18 protein-coding genes and 1 pseudogene are annotated in these 20012 nt (G+C 62.6%); 12 read left to right on the top strand and 7 right to left on the bottom strand.

Going from position 1 to position 20012, the window contains the following annotated elements; all coding sequences use genetic code 11:
- Positions 1 to 109: 109 nt before the first annotated feature.
- The 8 genes and pseudogenes from fabD (at position 110) to NKH71_RS22685 (ending at position 7360) form a co-directional block, all read left to right on the top strand.
- A complete protein-coding gene (gene fabD, locus NKH71_RS22720; protein ID WP_023719827.1) occupies positions 110 to 1075 on the top strand; it encodes an ACP S-malonyltransferase in 966 nt (321 codons plus the stop codon).
- Positions 1076 to 1135: 60 nt separating this feature from the next.
- Positions 1136 to 1873 carry a 3-oxoacyl-[acyl-carrier-protein] reductase gene (gene fabG, locus NKH71_RS22715; protein WP_023719826.1) on the top strand — a complete coding sequence of 246 codons (738 nt, stop codon included), beginning with the start codon at positions 1136 to 1138 and terminating at the stop codon, positions 1871 to 1873.
- A gap of 187 nt (positions 1874 to 2060) precedes the next feature.
- On the top strand, positions 2061 to 2297 hold the full coding sequence (locus NKH71_RS22710) for an acyl carrier protein (RefSeq protein ID WP_006203723.1): 237 nt from the start codon (positions 2061 to 2063) through the stop codon (positions 2295 to 2297).
- Between the two features lie 34 nt (positions 2298 to 2331).
- Positions 2332 to 3594 (top strand): beta-ketoacyl-ACP synthase II, encoded by a 1263-nt coding sequence (gene fabF, locus NKH71_RS22705; protein ID WP_023719825.1) that lies wholly within the window; start codon positions 2332 to 2334, stop codon positions 3592 to 3594.
- A 93-nt stretch (positions 3595 to 3687) separates the two neighbouring features.
- The gene (gene mltG / locus NKH71_RS22700; protein WP_023719824.1) at positions 3688 to 4908 is read left to right on the top strand and encodes an endolytic transglycosylase MltG; all 1221 of its coding nucleotides are present in this window, start codon (positions 3688 to 3690) and stop codon (positions 4906 to 4908) included.
- Positions 4909 to 5045: 137 nt separating this feature from the next.
- A complete protein-coding gene (locus NKH71_RS22695) occupies positions 5046 to 5936 on the top strand; it encodes a YicC/YloC family endoribonuclease (protein WP_023719823.1) in 891 nt (296 codons plus the stop codon).
- Between the two features lie 33 nt (positions 5937 to 5969).
- Entirely contained in the window at positions 5970 to 6626 is a 657-nt protein-coding gene (gene gmk, locus NKH71_RS22690) for a guanylate kinase (RefSeq protein ID WP_023719822.1), read from the top strand.
- Between the two features lie 168 nt (positions 6627 to 6794).
- Positions 6795 to 7360, top strand: a pseudogene (locus NKH71_RS22685) (glutathione S-transferase N-terminal domain-containing protein).
- Between the two features lie 29 nt (positions 7361 to 7389).
- Here the strand turns inward: NKH71_RS22685 and NKH71_RS22680 are convergent.
- The 7 genes from NKH71_RS22680 to lptF form a co-directional block, all read right to left on the bottom strand.
- Entirely contained in the window at positions 7390 to 7887 is a 498-nt protein-coding gene (locus tag NKH71_RS22680) for a GFA family protein (RefSeq protein WP_348633227.1), read from the bottom strand.
- 397 nt (positions 7888 to 8284) lie between these two features.
- Complete coding sequence (gene rsmA, locus NKH71_RS22675) at positions 8285 to 9124, bottom strand: 16S rRNA (adenine(1518)-N(6)/adenine(1519)-N(6))-dimethyltransferase RsmA (RefSeq protein WP_023719819.1); 840 nt, start codon at positions 9122 to 9124, stop codon at positions 8285 to 8287.
- A gap of 52 nt (positions 9125 to 9176) precedes the next feature.
- Positions 9177 to 10205 (bottom strand): 4-hydroxythreonine-4-phosphate dehydrogenase PdxA, encoded by a 1029-nt coding sequence (gene pdxA / locus NKH71_RS22670; protein WP_023719818.1) that lies wholly within the window; start codon positions 10203 to 10205, stop codon positions 9177 to 9179.
- Positions 10206 to 10218: 13 nt separating this feature from the next.
- Positions 10219 to 11145 (bottom strand): peptidylprolyl isomerase, encoded by a 927-nt coding sequence (locus tag NKH71_RS22665; protein WP_023719817.1) that lies wholly within the window; start codon positions 11143 to 11145, stop codon positions 10219 to 10221.
- A 119-nt stretch (positions 11146 to 11264) separates the two neighbouring features.
- Positions 11265 to 13682, bottom strand: coding sequence for an LPS-assembly protein LptD (locus NKH71_RS22660; protein WP_352494876.1), 2418 nt, complete (start codon positions 13680 to 13682; stop codon positions 11265 to 11267).
- Positions 13682 to 14767: an LPS export ABC transporter permease LptG gene (gene lptG, locus NKH71_RS22655; RefSeq protein WP_023719815.1), complete on the bottom strand. Its 1086-nt coding sequence runs from the start codon at positions 14765 to 14767 to the stop codon at positions 13682 to 13684. The genes NKH71_RS22660 and lptG overlap by 1 nt, the downstream gene beginning before the upstream one ends.
- Positions 14764 to 15966 carry an LPS export ABC transporter permease LptF gene (gene lptF, locus NKH71_RS22650; protein WP_352494877.1) on the bottom strand — a complete coding sequence of 401 codons (1203 nt, stop codon included), beginning with the start codon at positions 15964 to 15966 and terminating at the stop codon, positions 14764 to 14766. The genes lptG and lptF overlap by 4 nt, the downstream gene beginning before the upstream one ends.
- A gap of 349 nt (positions 15967 to 16315) precedes the next feature.
- On the opposite strand from lptF, the gene NKH71_RS22645 reads away from it, so the two are divergent.
- From NKH71_RS22645 to NKH71_RS22630, 4 genes are all read left to right on the top strand, one after another.
- On the top strand, positions 16316 to 17482 hold the full coding sequence (locus NKH71_RS22645) for a flavin-containing monooxygenase (protein WP_352481799.1): 1167 nt from the start codon (positions 16316 to 16318) through the stop codon (positions 17480 to 17482).
- A 73-nt stretch (positions 17483 to 17555) separates the two neighbouring features.
- A complete protein-coding gene (locus NKH71_RS22640; protein ID WP_352494878.1) occupies positions 17556 to 17939 on the top strand; it encodes a VOC family protein in 384 nt (127 codons plus the stop codon).
- An 87-nt stretch (positions 17940 to 18026) separates the two neighbouring features.
- Positions 18027 to 19523, top strand: coding sequence for a leucyl aminopeptidase (locus tag NKH71_RS22635; protein WP_023719811.1), 1497 nt, complete (start codon positions 18027 to 18029; stop codon positions 19521 to 19523).
- Between the two features lie 30 nt (positions 19524 to 19553).
- Complete coding sequence (locus NKH71_RS22630) at positions 19554 to 20003, top strand: DNA polymerase III subunit chi (protein WP_023719810.1); 450 nt, start codon at positions 19554 to 19556, stop codon at positions 20001 to 20003.
- The last annotated feature ends 9 nt before the right edge of the window (positions 20004 to 20012 follow it).

Genomic DNA, 20012 nt, shown 5'->3' with positions numbered 1-20012 from the left:
AAGCCTGCCGAAACAGGCACTCGGCCGACGTTGCGCGGTCAAGGTTGGACTTGACTCGGCCGCACGCCTTGCGTCACAGGCAACGAGAACCAGCAGCTGGGAGCCGCCGATGGCCATCGCATTCACCTTTCCGGGGCAGGGCAGCCAGGCTGTCGGCATGGGCAAGGACCTCGCCGATACCTTTGTTGAATCGCGGCGGATCTTCGAGGAAGTCGATGAAGCGCTCGGCGAAAATCTATCGAAGCTTATCTGGGAAGGCCCGGAAGAGACGCTGACGCTGACCGCCAATGCCCAGCCGGCGCTGATGGCGGTGTCGCTTGCCGCAATCCGGGCGCTGGAGGCGCGCGGCTTCTCCCTGAAAGGCAAGGTCACCTATGTGGCCGGCCACTCGCTCGGCGAATATTCGGCACTTGCGGCCGCCGGTTTCGTTTCGGTCGCCGACGCCGCCCGGCTGTTGCGCATCCGGGGTAACGCCATGCAGGCGGCGGTACCGGCCGGCGAGGGCGCCATGGCGGCGATCATCGGGCTGGAACAAGCCGACGTCGAAGCCGCCTGCGCAGAGGCTGCCCAAGGCGCGGCCAAAGATCCCGCGCAAGCCTTGGTTTGCCAGATCGCCAATGATAATGGCGGCGGCCAGCTGGTAATCTCCGGCGCCAGGTCGGCGGTCGAACTGGCGGCGAAGCTATGCACGGAGAAGGGCGCCAAGCGGGCGCTCATGCTGCAGGTTTCCGCGCCCTTCCATTCGGCATTGATGAAGCCGGCGGCCGAGATCATGCGGGAGGCACTGGCCGCCGTGACGAAGAGTGCACCGGCCGTGCCGCTGGTCTCCAATGTTACGGTGACCCCGACGAGCGATCCCGACGAGATCGCCCGCCGCCTCGTCGAACAGGTGATCGGGCGCGTGCGCTGGCGCGAAACGGTGGAGTGGTTCGGCGCGAATGGCGTTGCGACGCTATATGAAGTAGGCGCCGGCAAGGTTCTGTCGGGGCTGGCGCGGCGCATTAACCGCGATATTGCCACCAGTGCAATCGGATCCGCGGCGGATGTCGAGGCGGCGCTGGCGGCGCTTGCATAATCAACTGGCGATTTGACCCCGCTCCGTGCGAAGGGTGTTCGCTCAGATCAGGAGACAAAAATGTTCGAATTGACCGGCCGCAAGGCGCTCGTCACCGGCGCATCGGGGGGCATCGGCGAGGCGATCGCCCGCGTGCTGCATGGCCAGGGCGCCATCGTCGGCCTGCACGGCACGCGTATCGAGAAACTGGAGGCGCTGGCCGCCGAACTGGGCGACCGGGTCAAGCTGTTTCCGGCCAATCTTTCCAATCGCGACGAGGTCAAGGCGCTTGGCCAGAAGGCGGAGGCCGATCTCGAAGGCGTCGACATCCTCGTCAACAATGCCGGCATCACGAAGGACGGGTTGTTCGTACGCATGGCTGATGCCGACTGGGATAGCGTGATCGAGGTCAACTTGACCGCCGTGTTCCGGCTGACCCGCGAGCTTACCCATCCGATGATGCGGCGCCGCCATGGCCGCATCATCAACATCACTTCAGTGGTCGGCGTCACCGGCAATCCCGGCCAGGCCAATTATTGCGCCTCCAAAGCCGGAATGATCGGCTTTTCCAAATCGCTGGCGCAGGAGATCGCCACCCGCAATATAACCGTCAACTGCGTCGCCCCGGGCTTCATCGAATCGGCGATGACCGACAAGCTCAACGACAAGCAGAAAGAGGCGATCATGGCGGCGATCCCGACGCGGCGCATGGGCACGGGCGCCGAAGTCGCCTCTGCCGTCGCCTACCTCGCTTCCAATGAGGCGGCCTACGTCACCGGCCAGACCGTTCATGTCAATGGCGGCATGGCAATGATCTAACACTTGGGAAAACGCTTCATTCCGTCTTGGATGCACGGGATTTTTCGTGTAATGCCGCCCGCAACCCGGCGGTTCGGGCAAAAACCGGTCCTGTTCCGCTGCGTTTCCGGCAGGACCATCTTTCAGCTTGATTAGCGGCATTCTGCCCGCTAACGAAGACAGACAACCAAAAGACGAGGATGCCCAAATGAGTGACACCGCAGAGCGCGTCAAGAAGATTGTCATCGAGCACCTTGGCGTCGATGCCGACAAGGTGACGGAGCAGGCGAGCTTCATCGATGATCTGGGCGCGGACAGCCTCGACACGGTCGAACTTGTCATGGCGTTCGAAGAAGAGTTCGGCGTCGAAATCCCCGACGATGCGGCCGAGACCATCCTGACTGTTGGCGATGCGGTGAAATACATCGACAAGGCCTCGGCCTGACGCTATTTGCAGTCATCACCGGGGAGGACCTGCGATGAGGCGTGTCGTCGTCACGGGCCTTGGGCTGCTTTCGCCGTTCGGCATGGGCTTCGAGCACAGCTGGAATGAGCTTCTGACCGGCCGCAGTGCAGCCAAGCGCATCACCGAATTCGAGGTGGAAGACCTTGCCTGCAAGGTCGCCCACGTCATTCCGCGCGGTGACGGCTCCAATGCCACTTTCAATCCTGAAGCCGTTCTCGAGCCGAAGGAACTGCGCAAGATCGGCGACTTCATCCTGTACGGGATCGCGGCCGCCGACGAGGCGCTCAAGGATTCCGGCTGGCAGCCGAAGACGCATGAGGAACAGTGCGCCACCGGCGTGCTGATCGGTTCCGGCATCGGCGGCATCGAAGGCATCGCCGAGAATGCGATGATCCTCAAGGAACGCGGTCCGCGCCGCATCAGCCCGTTCTTCATCCCCGGCCAAATCATCAACCTCGTGTCCGGCCAGGTCTCGATCCGGCATGGGCTGAAAGGCCCCAACCATGCCGTCGTCACCGCTTGCTCGACCGGTGCGCACGCCATCGGCGATGCCGCCCGGCTGATCATATGGGGCGATGCCGACGTTATGGTCGCAGGCGGCGCCGAAGCGCCAGTGACGAGGCTTTCGATCGCTGGGTTCGCGGCTTGCCGCGCGCTCTCCACCGACCGCAACGACGCGCCGCAAACGGCCTCGCGCCCCTATGATCGCGATCGCGACGGTTTCGTCATGGGCGAGGGCGCCGGTGTTGTCGTGCTCGAGGAACTCGAACACGCCAAGGCCCGCGGCGCCAAGATCTATGCCGAGGTCACCGGCTACGGCCTGACCGGTGACGCCTATCACATCACCGCGCCAGCCGAGGACGGCGACGGCGCTTTCCGTTGCATGACGGCGGCGCTGAACCGGGCGAAGCTGACGCCCGCCGATGTCGACTACATCAACGCCCACGGCACCTCGACCATGGCCGATACGATCGAACTCGGCGCCGTCGAGCGGCTGGTCGGCAACGCCGCCTCGAAGATATCGATGTCGTCGACGAAATCGTCGATTGGCCACCTGCTGGGCGCGGCTGGTGCTGCCGAGGCGATCTTTTCGATCCTCGCCATTCGCGACAACATCGCGCCGCCGACCATCAATCTCGACAATCCGGAGCGCGAAACGGCGATTGACCTTGTGCCGCACAAGCCGCGAGCCCGGCAGATCGACGTGGCGCTGTCCAACTCCTTCGGCTTCGGTGGCACCAACGCCTCGCTCGTCTTCCAGCGCTACAATGGCTGACCGCTCCGCCGGTTTGCGTCTGCCGTCAATTTTGCCATATTCGCCCCTACTCTGCCCGAGGGGATTCGTCGCAAGATCAATTGGTAGGGCGCTATGAACACAAATCCGGCCGATAACGGGGAATTCGGGCAACGGGCAGCAACCCCCGGCCCGATCGTGCCGAAGACGGCCAGCGAGGCGTTGCGGCCCGAGGCCGGCACGCCGCCGCCGAAGCGCTCGCGTGCCTCGCGCAGCCAGTTCGTCGTGTTCATGAACTTCGTCATCTCTTCGGTGATGCTGATGGTTCTGGCGGCAGGCGTTGCGCTGTATTTCGGCAAGCAGGAATTCAACGAGCCGGGCCCGTCGGCCAATGGCGACACTTTCCTGGTCAAGCCGAATAGCGGCGTCCAGGAGATCGCCGACCAGCTTGAGCGGCGAGGGCTGATCAGCGACGCCCGCATCTTCCGCCTTGGCGTACGCGCCTTCGGCAATGATTCCGCCCTGAAGGCTGGCGAATACGAGATCAAGCCGCAGGCTTCGATGCACGATATCATGGAACTGCTGAAGAGCGGCAAGTCGGTGATGTATTCGCTGACCATCCCCGAGGGGCTGACGGTCGAGCAGGCACTGCAACGGATCGCTGAGCAGGACGCACTGGCCGGCGATATGCCGTCGACCACTCCACCCGAGGGCAGCCTCGCCACCGACACGCTGCGCTTCACCCGCGGCGCAACACGCCAGCAGATGGTCGACAAGCTTCTGGCCGACCAGAAAAGACTGGTCGACGAAGTCTGGCAGCGCCGAGCGCCGGATCTGCCGATCGCCAACATTGAGGATTTTGTCACCCTGGCCTCGATCGTCGAGAAGGAGACAGGTAAGGGCGATGAACGCTCGCGGGTAGCGGCCGTCTTCCTCAACCGGCTGGCCAAGGGTATGCGGCTGCAGTCGGACCCGACCATCATCTACGGCCTGTTCGGCGGCAAGGGCAAACCCATCGACCGCCCGATCTATCAGTCGGACATCCAGAAGCCGACGCCCTACAACACCTATCTGATCAACGGCTTGCCGCCGACGCCGATCGCCAATCCCGGCCGTGCGGCGCTGGAGGCAGTCGCCAATCCGTCGAAGACCAGCGATCTTTACTTCGTCGCCGACGGCAGCGGCGGCCACGTCTTTGCCGCGACGCTCGATGAGCATAACGAGAATGTCGCTCGCTACCGGGCACTGCTGAAAAAGCAGGCGCAGGACGCCGCCAAGGCCGGGGCAACCAATACCGGAGCCGACACGCCGGCGGGAGCCATCGTTGACGATGCGGGGGCTACCGCCGCCCAGTAGGGCCAGACGCCATCAGGTCGGCCCTGTGCATGTCCGGGTGGATGTGCAAGGGCTGCTATGGCATTGAAATTCACATGATCCTGTCCGGAGCAATCGTTCCGGCTTGAGGGGCATTCGGCAAGGGGACGCACGGCAACATGAACTTGCAGAGTATGACCGGTTTTGCGCGCAGTGTCGCCGAACACGAAGGCACTTCGATTGCCTGGGAAGCCAAGTCCGTCAACGGCAAGAGCGTCGAGGTCAGGCTGCGGCTGCCGCAAGGTTTCGACCGGCTGGAGCCGGCAGTCAGGCAGACGGTGCAAAAGCGTTTTGGGCGCGGTAATTTCCAGATGACGCTGACCATTGGCCGCGCCGCCGGCGCGCAAGCGCAACCCGTGGTCAACGAGGCTTTCCTGAAGGATCTGGCGGGGTTGGCCAAGCGGCTGCAGGAGCAGTTCGGAGTAGCGCCTGCGGCGGCCGACGGACTGCTTGCGCTGCGCGGCGTGCTCGACATTCCCGAAGCCATCGAAACCGAAGAGGCGCGCAGTGCGCTCGATACCGCGATATTGTCGGCGCTGGAAGCAGCACTGGACGGGCTGCAGCAGGCGCGCCAAGGCGAAGGTGCGGCGCTTCGTTCCCTGCTGTCCGGCCATATCGATGCCATCGAGGCGCTGACACTGCGGGCCGAGGCCGATCCATCACGCGAGCCGGCCACGATCCGCGAAAGGCTTGCAGAGCAGATCCGGCTGCTGATGGACGCATCAGCCAATCTGGATGCCAGCCGGCTGCATATGGAAGCGGCGTTCCTGGCCACCAAGGCCGACATACGCGAGGAGATCGACCGGCTGAAGACGCACGTGGCGTCGGGCCGGGCGCTGCTCGCCGGCGGTGGCGCCGTCGGCCGCAAGCTCGATTTCCTGGCGCAGGAATTCAACCGCGAATCGAATACGCTGTGTTCCAAGTCGAATGCTGCCGCGGTCACCGCCATCGGACTGGAACTGAAGGCGGTCGTCGACCAGTTTCGCGAACAGGTCCAGAATCTGGAATGATCCCGATGCCAAGCCACATGACTGCCAAGCCCCATGACCACTAGGGATGTGGGTTCCCGCATTCGGCGCCGCGGGCTGATGCTGGTGTTGTCGTCGCCCTCAGGCGCCGGCAAGTCGACGATCGCGCGCAACCTGCTGGAGAGCGATTCCAGCCTGGAATTGTCGGTCTCGGTCACCACGCGGCCACGCCGCGGCAGCGAGATCGAGGGTGTCCATTACCACTTCCGCACGATGCGCGAGTTCGAGCGGCTGCGCGATTCCGATGCGCTGCTCGAATGGGCGGAGGTGCACGGCAATTGCTACGCGACGCCGCGCGAGCCGGCCGAACAGGCGCTGGCAGAAGGCCGCGACATGCTGTTCGACATCGATTGGCAAGGCGCTCAGCAGCTCAAGGAGAAGATGCGCGCCGACATCGTCTCGATCTTCATCCTGCCGCCGTCGATGAAGGAATTGAAGGCGCGGCTGAAGCGTCGCGCCGAGGACCAGGAAGCGGTAATCGAGACGCGGCTCAAGAACGCCCGTAATGAGATCGAGCACTGGAAGGAATATGATTTCGTCATCGTCAACGACGATCTTGACCGCGCTTTCGCCGAGGTGCGCGGCATCGTCACGGCCGAACGGCTCAGACGCGATCGCCGGCCGGGCCTGTTCGATTTCGTCTCGGGGCTGCTCGATGAGAAGACGGATTGAGCACCTTTATCGTAAGCGTCCGGCCTGCGGCGTCTTTCGGGACGGTGGCGATCACACGAAGATAGTGTCCACTTGTCGGGATAATTGACATTTGCCGATGTTTGTTGACGAGAGAGACGCCCTCGTACCAGCGATCAACGTCGGGATAAAACGCGATAGAGAGTTGGCATGCCGATTGAATTATGGGCTTTTGACACACCGAATGGCCGAAAGATCAGCGTCGCGCTCGAGGAGATGGCTGCCCTACACGGTGAAGGTGGTCGACATCACGAAGGGCGAACAGCATGCCTCTGGGTTTCTGCGTATTAGCCCCAACAATCGCATCCCCGCCATCGTCGATCCCGCCGGACCGGACGGGTAGACCGATCAGCGTGTTCGAGTCGGGTGCCATCCTAATTTACCTAGGCCAGAAGACCGGCCACTTTTGGCCGTCCAGACTCAGCGCGCAAGTCCCTGTGTTGGAATGGCTGATGTGGCAGGTGGGTGGTTTCGGTCCGATGCCGGGCCAGGTGCACCACTTTCTTGGCGTGACCGACGACCAGGACCGCCGCTACGGACTGGCACGCTATAGCGCAGAGACCCGACGCCTGTACGGAGTCGCCGATCGGAGGCTGGCGGAGGTCGAGTATTTCTCGGGCGAGCTGTCGATCGCCGATTTTGCTATTCTCGGCTGGGCATGGCGGCACGAGCGGCATCAAGTCGATCTTGCCGAATTTCCGAATGTTGAGCGCTAGTATGGGACTATGATGGCACGGCCGGGGGTTCAACGCGGCTTTGCGGTATCGCTCTCCTGATGGAACGACACGAAGCTCGACGCTTCCGTGAATTCGCTCCTGTCTTCGACAATATTTTCGTCATATTGCGGCAGGTCGTCTGTAATGGTGAACCAAGGTGCCTTGGAGCCGACGAAAATGTGCGCGCTTGGGCGAATGTTTGGGTCGTCGACGAGGGTCCCCATAGCGATGTGGGCGAACGCGCCGTCACGAACAACCGCAAAAAGGAACGACCCGCATAGCTTGCATCGCTCGTCATGCCAGCTATTGCCGTCGACGATCTGGATTTTGTCCTCCCCACTCGTGATGCGCAATTTGACACGCTCTATGCCTGCGAGTGGCTTGAACGCTGCGCCGGTTGCGCGACGGCAGATCGAGCAATGGCAATTCACGGCAAATATGAACTCGTCCGTCACCTTATAGGTGACTGCACCGCACTGGCATGATCCACCTAGCGTGCGGGTGTTGGTCGGCTCCTGCAGCGTCACGACTGGCATTCCTCTGTGCGATCGAAGTTTGCCAGATAGCGCACTTTTATCGGACTTCAGGCGGGTAGTCGGGGCGACGCTTTGTCTGGGCGGGTGTCAAGTGTTCAATGATCTGTACAATGTCGGTCCGTCCGATCTGCGGATAGTGCTCTCGCATCCCCGTGACCTCTTGGGGCCATTCCGATTCTCTCCAAGGAACGTTGCCGCCTCGGACAGGCGCAGATCGGTGCAGCGCGTGACCCACACAATCGCGATCCTGCTGGCATCGCCGTCACAAACATAGCGCATATAGCCCGGCAAAATCGATATTTCGCGCCAGCGTATGGTGGATATTTTCTCGCCTGCCTCGATAAGTGGGAAAAGCCGAGCGACCACTCCAAGTTCCTGCATCACAGCCTCACACCGCATTCGTCAGCCGCACGAATTCCTCGACGCTGAGCGTCTCCGCACGCCTGGTCGGATCGATGCCGGCGCGGGTGAGCAGCGCCTCGCCGCCAAGGCTTTTCACGCTCTGCCGCAGCATTTTCCGGCGCTGGCCGAACGCCGCTTCGGTGACGCGGCTGAGCCGTTTCACCTCTGCCGGCAAGGGGCTGGCGCGTGGCACCAGATGCACAACCGAGGACGTCACCTTGGGTGGCGGCGTGAACGCCTGCGGCGGCACGTCGAAGGCAATCCTCGCCTCCGTCCGCCACCCTGCCAGCACGCCGAGCCGGCCATAGGCCTCGCTGCCGGGGCTGGCTGCAATGCGTTCGGCGACCTCGCGCTGGAACATCAGCGTCATCGATGTGTAGAAAGGCGGCCACTCGGTGACGGTCAGCCAACGGATCAGCAATTCGGTGCCGATATTGTAAGGCAGGTTGGCGACGATTTTCGCCGACCCGCTGCTTCCCGGCACTCCTTTGGCAAGCGCTGCAAAATCAGTTTTCAGCGCATCGCCGGCCACGATTTCGAGCCGACCCGGATAGTGGTTCGCGATCTCGGCCAAGGCCGCCAGGCAGCGCTCGTCGCGCTCGATCGCGACGACCCGCCGGGCGCCGTTGAGGAGCAGGGCCCTAGTCAGCCCGCCCGGACCGGGACCGACCTCGATAACCGTAACGTCGCTCAGGTCGCCGGCGGTCCGCGCAATCTTGCTTGTCAGGTTAAGGTCGAGCAGAAAATTCTGGCCGAGCGCCTTTTTCGCCTGCAGCCCATGGCGCTCGATCACCTCACGCAGCGGCGGCAGCCCGTCTATGCTCATCGGGCTGGGCTCATCGGGCTGGGCTCATTGGGTTAGGATCATCGGATTGGGCTCATTGGCCTGCAGTTTTTGTCCCAGTATCGGCAAGTAGGCGAGCGAGCTTCAGTGCGCCAATCAGACTGTCGGCGCGGGCGATGCCCTTGCCGGCGATGTCGAAGGCGGTGCCATGGTCGGGCGAGGTGCGGATGAAGGGCAGGCCAAGCGTGACGTTGACAGCCTCGTCAAACGCCAGCGCCTTGGCCGGGATCAGCGCCTGGTCGTGATACATGCAGAGCGCCACGTCGTAGCCGGCGCGGGCGCGAGCATGAAACAGCGTGTCGGCGGGCAATGGCCCGAAGGCGTCGATCCCTTCCTGCCTCAGCCTGTCGACCGCCGGGCGTACGATGCGCTCATCTTCGGTGCCCATCGCGCCGCCTTCGCCGGCGTGCGGGTTGAGGCCGGTAATGGCGAGCCGCGGCTTGGCAATTCCGAAGCGGTTTGCAAGGTCGGCGGCGGTGATGCGGCCGGTGGTGACGATCAGGTCGGTCGTCAGCGCCTTCGGCACCTCGGCCAGCGCGATGTGGATGGTGACCGGCACGGTGCGCAGGTCCGGTCCGGCAAGCAGCATCACCGGCGTCACCTCGGTACCGGTATGAAGCGATGCCAGATGCGCCAGATATTCGGTGTGGCCGGGAAAGCCAAAGCCGGCATCGTAGAGCGGCTTCTTGGCAATGGGGCAGGTGACGACCGCGGCAGCGCGGCCGGCCAGGCAGTCGGCGACGGCGCGGTCGATCGCCTCGACGATGCCGGCGGCGTTGGCTGGATCAGAGCGGCCGGGACTGTCGATGAAACGGGCGGCAAGCGCCACCACCGGCAGCGCGCGCGAAAACATCTCCGGCGCTAGCGCCGGCGTTGTCTCGGCCATCGCAATATCGGCGCCGAGCCTGTGCGCCCGCGCGGCAATCAGTGCCGGATCGGCAAGAAGATAGAAAGACGGAACGCCGGCGGTATCGCGGGCCTGCCAAGCGGCGATGGCGATGTCCGGCCCCACACCGGACGGATCGCCGACGCTCAGCGCCAGCGGAAGCTCTGCGTGAGGCACGGCTATCGCGACTTCAGCGCTCGATGATGCGGGCTTTCTTCCGCAACTCCTCGACATATTTCTTCGAGAGCTCGTCGGCGTTCTTGTCGCTCGAACCTTCATTCTGGAACACCATCTGCGCGACTTTGTCGTCTGACACCTCGCGCGACGAGCAGATGCCGATGAATTCGACGCCGCGGTCGGTTTCGCGCGTCGTGGTGGCGCCGCCAACCTTTGTAGCTTTTATCTGCTCGGCCCAGTCCAGCGGCAATTGCGGCGCCAGCACCCGGCCGAGATCGCGAACGGTGACATCCATCAGGCCCTTGGCGAATTCGCGCGTGGTGTTGCAGCCGTTGAAGCGGGCGCGCATGGCGTCGGCTTCGCGTTTGCGCTTGGCCAGCGTCGCGCTTCGCTCGGCGGCCGGCACCACGAAAATGACCTGCTGCAGCATGTACTCGGTGGCACTCGGTTTGCTACCGCCTTTCTCGAGCATGCGCTTGACGAGGTCCTGCTCGCTTATGGCGCCGCCGCCGTCGCTAGAACGGTGACGCGCGGTCAGCGCCTGGTTCCAGGCCATCTGCGCCCGGATAAACTCCTTGAAATGCTCCTTGGAGACGCCGGATTGCGCCATGGCGCCGTCAAGCTGCTTGAGCGGCATCTTGTTGCTCGTGGCGAAACGCTGATAAGCGGCATCGACCTGCGCGTCGCTGATGCGGATGCCGAGCCGCCTGGCTTCGGCCATGCGCAGCGTCTGGTCGATCATTTCCTGGCCGGCATCGCCCTTTTTGTGCTGCAGGCGCAGGAAAGCCGCGCGATGCTGGATGTCGCCGGTGGTGATCGGTATATTGTTGACGACGTATTTGATCTCGCTGGCGAAAACCGGCCGCGTCACTGCGGTGATCGAGACCGCCACCAGCAGCGCGAAGCCTGCCGAAAAGAGGTATTTCCTCATCGAAAGCATCCCAATTCCATCTCGATTCGGCCCAACCTGTCCCAGTTCAGGCCGCGGAAATTCGTGCCTGCTCTATGCGGCGAAACAATGTCGTCCGCCAGCCGCCCCGTTGCCGACTGCTGCTCCCCTTATTGGATGGTGTCGATGGAGCGTTGCGACGAGCCGAAATCGCCGAGCGTGCGGAACGACAGGTTGAAGCCGACGTTCTGCGATACTTCCTTGGTGTTCAGGTCACGTCTTTCCGAAAACGTCATCAAATAGGTAAAGCACGAATCGCTATAGGCAAAGCCGACCCCGTCCTTGACCAGGATGCTCTGCTCCAGATCATACGTGCCGGTGCCAAAGACGCGCCAATTCTCAGCAAGATGCGTCGAGGCGCCGAGCGTGATCTCATGGCGATCCGTGGAGAAGCCATAGAGCGGCTGCGCCTGGATGAAGGCGTATTTGGCGCTCAGCGATACGGGCAGGCCTGAAAAGGCGGCCTTTACCTCAGCGCGGCGGACCTCGAAGCTTTGCTCGTCGAAACGGCCGCTGACCGAGCCGGAAAATCCGCTGGGGCTATTGAAGCCGACAAGGCCGACATAGTCGGAGGTTGCGGTTTCAAGACCCGAATAGGCGCCGACATTGACCAGATCCGGCGTGCCGAACGAGTTCTGGCCGCCGAGTTGGTAGGATTGGCCGAACACCGCATTGGTGCTCCAGCCATTGTCGTACGCGCCGGAATAGCGCAGCCCGACATTGGCGCGCGTGCCGCCTTCCATGCGGTCATAGCCGGAGAATTTGTCGCGCTCGAACAGCGTCGTGGCGTCGAAGACGAAGCTCTGGGCGTCCTCGTTGGGGACCGCCAGCCCGCCGACATATTGCTCGTTCGGACGCATGAACACTTGCGCCATCGGTTCGAAGACATGGCTGGAACTGGTCATCGAGAACAGTACCGGCCAGCGCATCTCAAGGCCGGCGGTCGCCATGTAGCGGGCAAGCGACGAACGCATGTCGTCGTCAACGCCGAGATTGGTCGCCATCTGGTTGACGGCGTCGAGCGAGGCCGAGGAGGCGTTGACATAGCCGGCGTCGCCGCGCAGCGCCAGCAGCGGCGTCAGCAGCAGCCCGCCATCGGTGGTGAAGGTGCGCTTCCATTCGGCCTCAGCGGTAACGCGGCCGGATTGACCGTCGATGCCGCGGACGTTGTTGACGGACGAAGGGATGCCCGAATCTGCAAGAGCCGTATCGAGCCTGTCGCGGTCTATGATCCGCGCGTTGACGTCGAACGACAGCTGCCCGCCGGCCACCGGCATGTCGGGGATATAGGCGTAGTCGAGCGAGGGCAGCACCCAGGGCTGCTTGGCGGCGCGGGCGGTCGGATCGCTAGCGAGGGTGTCTTCTTGAACGTCGAAGTGCATGGCGCGCACATCGAAATAATTGCGATCGTTGAGCCCCGTCAGGTACACCTCGGAGCGGTGTACGCTATCGTTGAAGCCATCGATATCGTAGGTGCGCGAGAAACTCTTGTCGCTCTGCAGCAGGATGTCCCAGCCGAAGTCCCAGCGCGGGTTGATGGCGAACTGGCCTTGGGTGCCCATCATGCCGCGGAACCTGTTCGGATCGCCCTCGGTACCCGAACTGACGTTGTGGCCATTGTCGTCGATGAAGGCATCGGGATTCTCTTGACGGATGCCCGCAATCTTCAGGCTGTACTGACCGTTGTTGAAGCGCTGCCTCCACTCGGCCTCACCGAGGAAACCCTGTCTGGTATAGCCGCTGCCGGTGACAGTTAGATCGTAGGTCGGCGAGAGCGCGAAATAATAGGGAACTCTAACACCGACGCCGAGATCGCTCTTGTAGGCGACGCCGGGGATCAGGAAGCCGCTCTTGCGCTTGACCGTCGGGTCGGCGATCTCGAAAGCCGGCAGATAGGCCAGTGGAAAGCCGAAGAACTCGAAATTCGAATTCTCGAAGCGAACCGTCTTCTTCTCGCCGTTCCAGATGATCTTCCTGGCCTTGATACGCCAGGTCGGCGCTTTGTCGGGCTTGTCCTCGCACGGCTCGCAGGCGGTGTAGACGCCATTGTGGAACGTCGTCAGCACGCCGCCCATGCGCTCCGCGCTTTCGGCGGCGAAATACGCCTTGTCGACGGTCTCGACACGCAGCGCGTTGACGAAGCCGTCGGCGAAATCGTCGGTGATGTCGGCATGCTGCGAATAGATTTTGGTGCCGTCGCTGTTGACGAGCTCGACATTGCCGCTGGCGACGAGGCGTTTGGTGTTGCGGTTGTATTCGACCCGCTGGGCGACGAGACGGTTGCCGCCATAGTCGATCTGGACGCCGCCGACGGCCGTCACAGTCTGCTTGTCGTTGTCGTAGACCAGCGTATCGGCTGCCAGCAGCATCTGCGTGCCGCTCGGAACCTTTGTTGCCAGCTCACTGACGTCCTGGGCGAAAACCGGAGCAACCGGGGCAGCGCCGGCAAGCAGGCATGCCAAGGCGCTCGCCGCAGAGAGGCGTGCCAAACCGGCGTGCCTATGGCTGCGCAAAACCGCCTCCCTCACTAGCCGTCTTCCTTGTATAGCAGGAATGTCACCCCGAAGAACATAGCCACGACAACCGGGACCCAAGCCGCTACGGCAGTGGGTACGAATCCCGCTACGCCGAATGCCTTGACCAGCACCGAAACGACATAAAGCAGAAAGCCGGCCACGATGCCACCCAGAATCATCGTCGCCGACTGCCCCATCCTCGCAAATCGCATTGATACCGTTGCCGCAATCAGCGTCATCGCGACGAGCAGGAAGGGCAGCGCAATCAGGGAATCGAACTGCATGGCGAAGGCATTTGCCTTGAGGCCGAAGGAGCGGGCCACCTCGATCTTGCCGGGCAGATCGTAGAAGGGGATGGTCTCAGGGCGCGCCAACCGCTCTTGCACGAATTCCGGCTTGAGATCGGTCGGCAGCCGATCGCTGGGTAACGACTGGATGGTGCCGTCCCGGAACACCTTGACGTCCCGCAATTCCCAGTAGCCGTCCCGCAAAAAGGCGTGCGCGGCATCCTTGCGCTCGATGATGTCGCCTTGCGGGCTGAAACTGAAGAAGACCGCGTCGGCCATCTCCAGGCCTTGATTGAGAATGGCGCGCGCGCCGATGATGGTATCGCCGGAGCTGGTTTTCTGCCTGATCCAGGGCGCGGCGTCGGCCGAGACGGTGTTCGACTTGCCCGAACGGAGCTGGGTCTCGATCTGCTCGGACCAGGAATAGGCGTGCGCGGCTATCGGATTGATGACGCCAACCGACAAGGCCCCAAACAGCAGCGCCCCGATGCAGCACGGCAGCAGGAACTGCCATGCGGAAACCCCGGCGGAACGGGCGATGACCAATTCATATTTGCGGTTGAGCGACACCAGGGTCGCCATCGCCGAGAACAGGCCGACGAACGGCACCGTCTGCAGCATGATCATCGGCATCCGGAGCCCCGAAATGGCGAACGCAGTTGCGTAGGTGAAGCCCGGCACGCCGGTCGTGCGGCCGGAAAGCTCGGTGAAATCGATCAGGAACACCAGCGCCAAAAGGCCGATGAAGAACCAGATGGTGATCGTCACATAGCGAAAGAAGAAGTACCGACCCAGAGTCCAGCCCATCAGCCGGCTCCCTGTCCGGATGCGCCACGCCGGGCAAAGCGGAGCTTGACGGCGCTCCAGCCGTCATTGAAGCGGCCGGCAAGATTGGTTATCCAATCGGCCCAAGCAACCGGCAGTTCCATCGTCCGGTTGGAAACGATGAACCAGATAGCGATCGCCGATGCCACGATCGGGACGCCGTAGACCATATAGGCATATTGCGGCACCTTGTCGGCCTTGCCGGCGGCAAAGAACCCGAGCCAGCGCACGAACAGCGCGATCGCGATTGCCGTGATCAGCGGGTGCACGCGCGCCTCGCGATGCGAGCGCGCATCTCCGGCGACCGCAAGCGCGATCAGCGCAAAGACGAGCGAATAGGACCACTCGGAAAAACGCTGGTTGAGCTCGGCCAGGTACCTGTTCGGCTTTTGCTGGTACATCTTGTCGTTCGGACTGGGATTGAGCAGGTACTGGGTCGTCCGGTCCTTCGGCAAAAGCAGAATGTCAGATGACGCCGACAAGAAAGCGGACAAGTCGAAGGCGTAGGAGGTGAACCGGATTACCGAGAGGTCGCCGGTCATGGTTTTGCGATGGATGACGCCGTCATTCATCATCAGCACCTTCTCGTCGCCGCGTTCGATGATGCTGCCGGTCTTGGCATAATAGATGAGATTGACGCCTTCTTCGCGCGAGTCGGCGACGAAGATGCCGCCGAGGCGATTGTCGGGAAGCCGTTCGCCAACCTGCAGGAACAGGCCATCATCGATCTTGCGGAAGGTGCCTTCCTGGATGATCAACGACAACAGATCGGCACGCGACGAAGCAATCAACTCGCGGTTCTTCTGGCGTGCGTAAGGGTCGACGCCATTGTCGACAGCAAACGAAAAAACGCTGGCTGCGAGTGCCAGAAGCATGATCGGCCTGACGATGGTCCAGCGTGAAGCGCCGGCGGCATTGATGACGGCCAGCTCCGAATCCGAATTCATCACGCTGAGGATCTGCGCGACCGCGACGACTAGGGCGAACGGCACGACGATCGGAACGATCGACGGGACGATCAGCGCTGCGACTTCGAAGAAGGTGAGGGCCGACTGACCGCTATCGGTGACGAGGTCGATGCGGGCGAGCACCTGAGTCGTCCAGACGATCGCCAGCGTCCAAACGAGCGCCAGCGCGAATACCGCGAAAGCACGGCGCATGATGTAACGTTCAACGACCTTCATGAAGGCTTTTCTCGGCGGTTTCGAACGGCATCATGCCTTGGAATAAGGTAGTCGTCCGGCGCCGGCTGCACAACTGGCTCAGTTTGGCGGTTCGATCTGGGTTCCGTATCGCAAATTCCGCTGGGCCGGAGTGTCGGCGGCAATGGATAAGAAAGGGCGAACATTGTTGGTTAACAACAGGTTGCGGCGGGAAGCGGGGCCGTGCCGCGACGAATCGTGGATGGTTCAATGTCGCATATGGGAGCGATTTCGGCCAAAGTCTTGTCAAATGCGGCAAAACGACCAAATGTCGCGCCGATCGCCGCCGCGGCGGCGTGATAAGACGGGTCAGGATCTGTTGAGCCCCAGCATGGAAGCGGAAAAATTGCGCAGTCAAACCGGTTGGGAAGCGGTCTTTGATGGCGCGATTGTGATCGGCGCCGGCGCGGCCGGCCTTGCCGCCGCCCACGCCCTGATGAAGGCCGGCGTACCGACGCTCGTCCTGGAAAAGGAGAGCCGGCTTGCCGAGCCCTGGCATCGGCGGCACCAACGTCTGCACCTCAACACGCATCGCGATCTCTCGACGCTGCCCGGCATCGGCTATCCCGCAGGCACCCCGGCCTTCCCGCACAGAACCGCCGTCATTCGCCATCTGAACGATTTCAGCCAAGTGCACCGGCTGCCTGTCACATTCGGCGTTGCCGTCGAAGAGATCACGTTCGATGGCGATCACTGGACCGTACAGACCAATTCCGGATCCCGTCCGGCGCGCCATGTCGTCGTCGCCACCGGGCGCGACCGGCAGCCGTTTATTCCCGCATGGAAAGGCATGAAGGATTTTGCCGGCCGGATCGTCCATTCGGCAGATTTTGGCGAGGCGAAAGACTATGCCGGCAAAAAGGTGCTGGTGGTCGGTGCCGGCAATTCGGGTTTCGACGTCCTCAATCATCTTGCGGATGCAGACGCCGAAAGCATCTGGCTGTCGGCCCGCAATGGTCCGTCATTGCTGCCGAAACGCATCTGCAAGATCGCCGTCCACAGGCTTTCGCCTTTCATGGCGCGCTTGCCGGTACGGATTGCCGATGCGGTGATGGCGACAACCCAGCGCCTAGTTTTCGGCGACCTGACGAAATTCGGGCTTCCGCCGGCCTCCATAGGAGGTGCGAGCCGTCTGAGCGCCGACTACACTGCGATTGCAGCCGATGACGGCGCGGTTCGCGCCATCAAGGCAGGCATGATCGTGGTGGTGCCGCCATTGCGAGAATTTACTCGCGACGGCATCATATTGAACGACGGCAGGTTTATCACGCCCGATATCGTCATCTCAGCGACCGGCTACCGGACCGGGCTGGAGCAGATGGTCGGCAAGCTCGGCGTTCTCGACGGCAAGGGCGTTCCGCTTTTCAACGGCGGCGAAGCCGACCCGCGATTGCCCGGTCTGTGGTTTACCGGCATGCGGCCGAGCATTCGCGGTTGTTTCGCCAATGCCCGCATTCAGGCTAGGGCGATAGCGGCGCGGATTGTCAAGCGGCGATAATGAGCAGGACTATGCCGACTGTTCCGCCCGCAATAGACACGCCTTGTTGGAACGTGCTCGAACCGAAAGGTCAATGATCATGACGCCAGTCAGCATTCGCTACATTGTCGATGATGTCGCCGCCTCGATCGACTTCTATTGCGGACATCTGGGCTTCGCCGTCCAACAGGACGCGCGACCGGCTTTTGCCTCCGTCACGCGCGGCGCGTTACGGCTCCTTCTAAGCGGACCCGGCAGTTCGGGTGCTCGGGCGATGCCCGACGGCCGGCAGCCGGTGCCGGGAGGCTGGAACCGCATCCTGCTGGTGGTGCCGGACCTGAAAGAAGAGGTTGCGCGTCTCAAGAGTGCTGGACTTGTCTTTCGCAACGATATCATAACGGGCGTCGGCGGTTCCCAGACCCTGCTCGAAGACCCATCCGGCAATGTCATCGAGCTGTTTCAACCCGCCGCTCACTGACGCAATAACACGGCATCTTAGATCCGATCTGCCCAATCGAACGCCTCTCCCCGATAATCCAACGCATTTCCCCGAAAGCAGGACATGATGAATTCGAGACCCTCGATCGCCTTCGCCAAATTCGCCGCGCCCAAAAAGGGCAGCGTTTTCGTTCTGGCGGCCGACGAGGGCGGCCTCGGTGATGCGGTCAGGGCCTGCGATCCGGCAAAGACCCTCGAGCGGGCCTTTCCCGTCGCCGACTTCACCGGCAAATTCGCCAGCCAGGTCGAAGTGCTGGCACCGGAAGGGACGTCGCTCGAGCGGCTGGTGGCGGTCGGCGCCGGCAAGGGCTCCAATCTCGATGACTACGCCTGGCTGAAGCTCGGCGGCACGATTGCCGCATCCTTTCGCAAGGCAACCGAAGTGGCCGTCGTGCTCGATCTTCCCGGCGCCGCCGTCAGCGGCAGGCAAGCCGTTCAGCTTGCCGCGGGCATCCTGCTGCGCAGCTATTCCTTCGACAAGTACAAGACCAAAAAGGACAATGGTGACGGCAAGCGTGAGCCAAAAAAGCCGGTAAAGGTGACCATTCACACGGCCGATCCGGCGGCCGCAAAGAAGGCCTTTGCCGATGAAGCGGCGGTGATCGACGGCGTCTTGCTGGCGCGCGATTTGGTCAATGAACCGGCCAATGTGTTGGGACCGGTGGAATTCGCCGCCCGCATCGCCCAACTGGAGGCGCTCGGCGTCACGGTCGAGATCCTGGCCGAGAAGGAGATGAAGAAGCTCGGCATGGGTTCGCTGCTGGGCGTAGCGCAGGGCTCGCCGCGTGGCGCCCGCATCGCCGTCATGCGGTGGGACGGCGGCAAGGCCAAGGAAAGCCCGGTCGCCTTCGTCGGCAAGGGAGTCACCTTCGACACCGGCGGCAATTCGATCAAGCCGGCCTCCGGTATGGAGGACATGAAGGGCGACATGGGCGGCGCTGCTGCCGTCACCGGGCTGATGCACGCGCTGGCCGCGCGCAAGGCGAAGGTCAATGTCGTGGGCATTGTCGGGCTGGTCGAAAACGCCGTCGACGGCCACGCTCAACGACCGGGCGACATCGTCACCTCGATGTCTGGCCAGACCATCGAAGTGCTCAACACCGACGCCGAGGGCCGCCTCGTGCTGGCCGATGCGCTGTGGTACTGCAACGACCGCTTCCAGCCGAAATTCATGATCAATCTGGCGACGCTGACCGGCGCCATCATGGTCGCGCTCGGCCAGCATTATGCTGGCCTGTTCTCTAATAATGACGAGCTAGCGGACCGGCTGACGGCGGCCGGTCAGGCGACGCAGGAGCGGTTGTGGCGCATGCCGCTCGGCGCCGAATACGACAAGCTGATCGAGTCCAAGAATGCCGACATGAAGAATATTGGCGGCCGTTATGGCGGCGCCATCATCGCCGCGCAGTTCCTGCAGCGCTTCGTCAAGGACACGCCCTGGGCGCATCTCGACATTGCCGGCACCGCGATGGGCTCGCCCTCCAACGAGATCAACCAGTCATGGGCTTCCGGATTCGGCGTCAGATTGCTCGACCGATTGGTGCGCGATCATTACGAGCAATGAGCGGCGCGCCAAATGATTTAGACTGAAGTCATGGCCGAAATCCTGTTCTATCACCTGACCGAATCGACCCTGGAGGACGCGCTGCCCGGCCTCCTGGAGCGCAGCATCGATCGCGGCTGGCGCGCCGTGGTGCAGACCGGCACCGAGGAACGGCGCGACGCGCTGGACCAGCATCTGTGGACTTTCCGGGACGATTCGTTCCTGGCCCATGCAACGGACCGCGAAGCCCATCCCGCCGAGCAGCCGGTGCTTCTGACCGTCGGACCTGACAATCCGAACCAGGCGCAGATACGCTTCCTGGTCGATGGCGCGGTGCCGCCGGAGCTTGGCGGCTACCAGCGCGCCGTGTTCCTGTTCGACGGCCACGATGCAGCCCAGCTAGAGGCGGCACGCACGCACTGGAAGACAATGAAGGAGGCCGGCCACACCGTGACCTACTGGCAGCAAACACCGGACCGGCGCTGGGAACGCAAGGCTTAGAAGACCTGA

Origin of the sequence: Mesorhizobium sp. M0983 (genome assembly GCF_040318975.1) — a bacterium.
Classification (GTDB): domain Bacteria; phylum Pseudomonadota; class Alphaproteobacteria; order Rhizobiales; family Rhizobiaceae; genus Mesorhizobium.
The sequence above is the reverse complement of the archived record's forward strand: the minus strand, read 5'-3'. Positions and strand labels throughout refer to the sequence as shown.

Bases quoted from the DNA above. Each gene is read 5' to 3' on its own strand.
- gmk (WP_023719822.1), top strand. From the start codon at position 5,970: ATGACCACTAGGGATGTGGGTTCCCGCATTCGGCGCCGCGGGCTGATG.
- NKH71_RS22645 (WP_352481799.1), top strand. From the start codon at position 16,316: ATGGAAGCGGAAAAATTGCGCAGTCAAACCGGTTGGGAAGCGGTCTTT.
- lptF (WP_352494877.1), bottom strand. From the start codon at position 15,966: ATGAAGGTCGTTGAACGTTACATCATGCGCCGTGCTTTCGCGGTATTC.
- NKH71_RS22695 (WP_023719823.1), top strand. From the start codon at position 5,046: ATGAACTTGCAGAGTATGACCGGTTTTGCGCGCAGTGTCGCCGAACAC.
- rsmA (WP_023719819.1), bottom strand. From the start codon at position 9,124: ATGAGCATAGACGGGCTGCCGCCGCTGCGTGAGGTGATCGAGCGCCAT.
- NKH71_RS22665 (WP_023719817.1), bottom strand. From the start codon at position 11,145: ATGCTTTCGATGAGGAAATACCTCTTTTCGGCAGGCTTCGCGCTGCTG.
- NKH71_RS22640 (WP_352494878.1), top strand. From the start codon at position 17,556: ATGATCATGACGCCAGTCAGCATTCGCTACATTGTCGATGATGTCGCC.
- fabD (WP_023719827.1), top strand. From the start codon at position 110: ATGGCCATCGCATTCACCTTTCCGGGGCAGGGCAGCCAGGCTGTCGGC.
- fabG (WP_023719826.1), top strand. From the start codon at position 1,136: ATGTTCGAATTGACCGGCCGCAAGGCGCTCGTCACCGGCGCATCGGGG.
- mltG (WP_023719824.1), top strand. From the start codon at position 3,688: ATGAACACAAATCCGGCCGATAACGGGGAATTCGGGCAACGGGCAGCA.
- fabF (WP_023719825.1), top strand. From the start codon at position 2,332: ATGAGGCGTGTCGTCGTCACGGGCCTTGGGCTGCTTTCGCCGTTCGGC.
- NKH71_RS22630 (WP_023719810.1), top strand. From the start codon at position 19,554: ATGGCCGAAATCCTGTTCTATCACCTGACCGAATCGACCCTGGAGGAC.
- NKH71_RS22635 (WP_023719811.1), top strand. From the start codon at position 18,027: ATGAATTCGAGACCCTCGATCGCCTTCGCCAAATTCGCCGCGCCCAAA.
- NKH71_RS22710 (WP_006203723.1), top strand. From the start codon at position 2,061: ATGAGTGACACCGCAGAGCGCGTCAAGAAGATTGTCATCGAGCACCTT.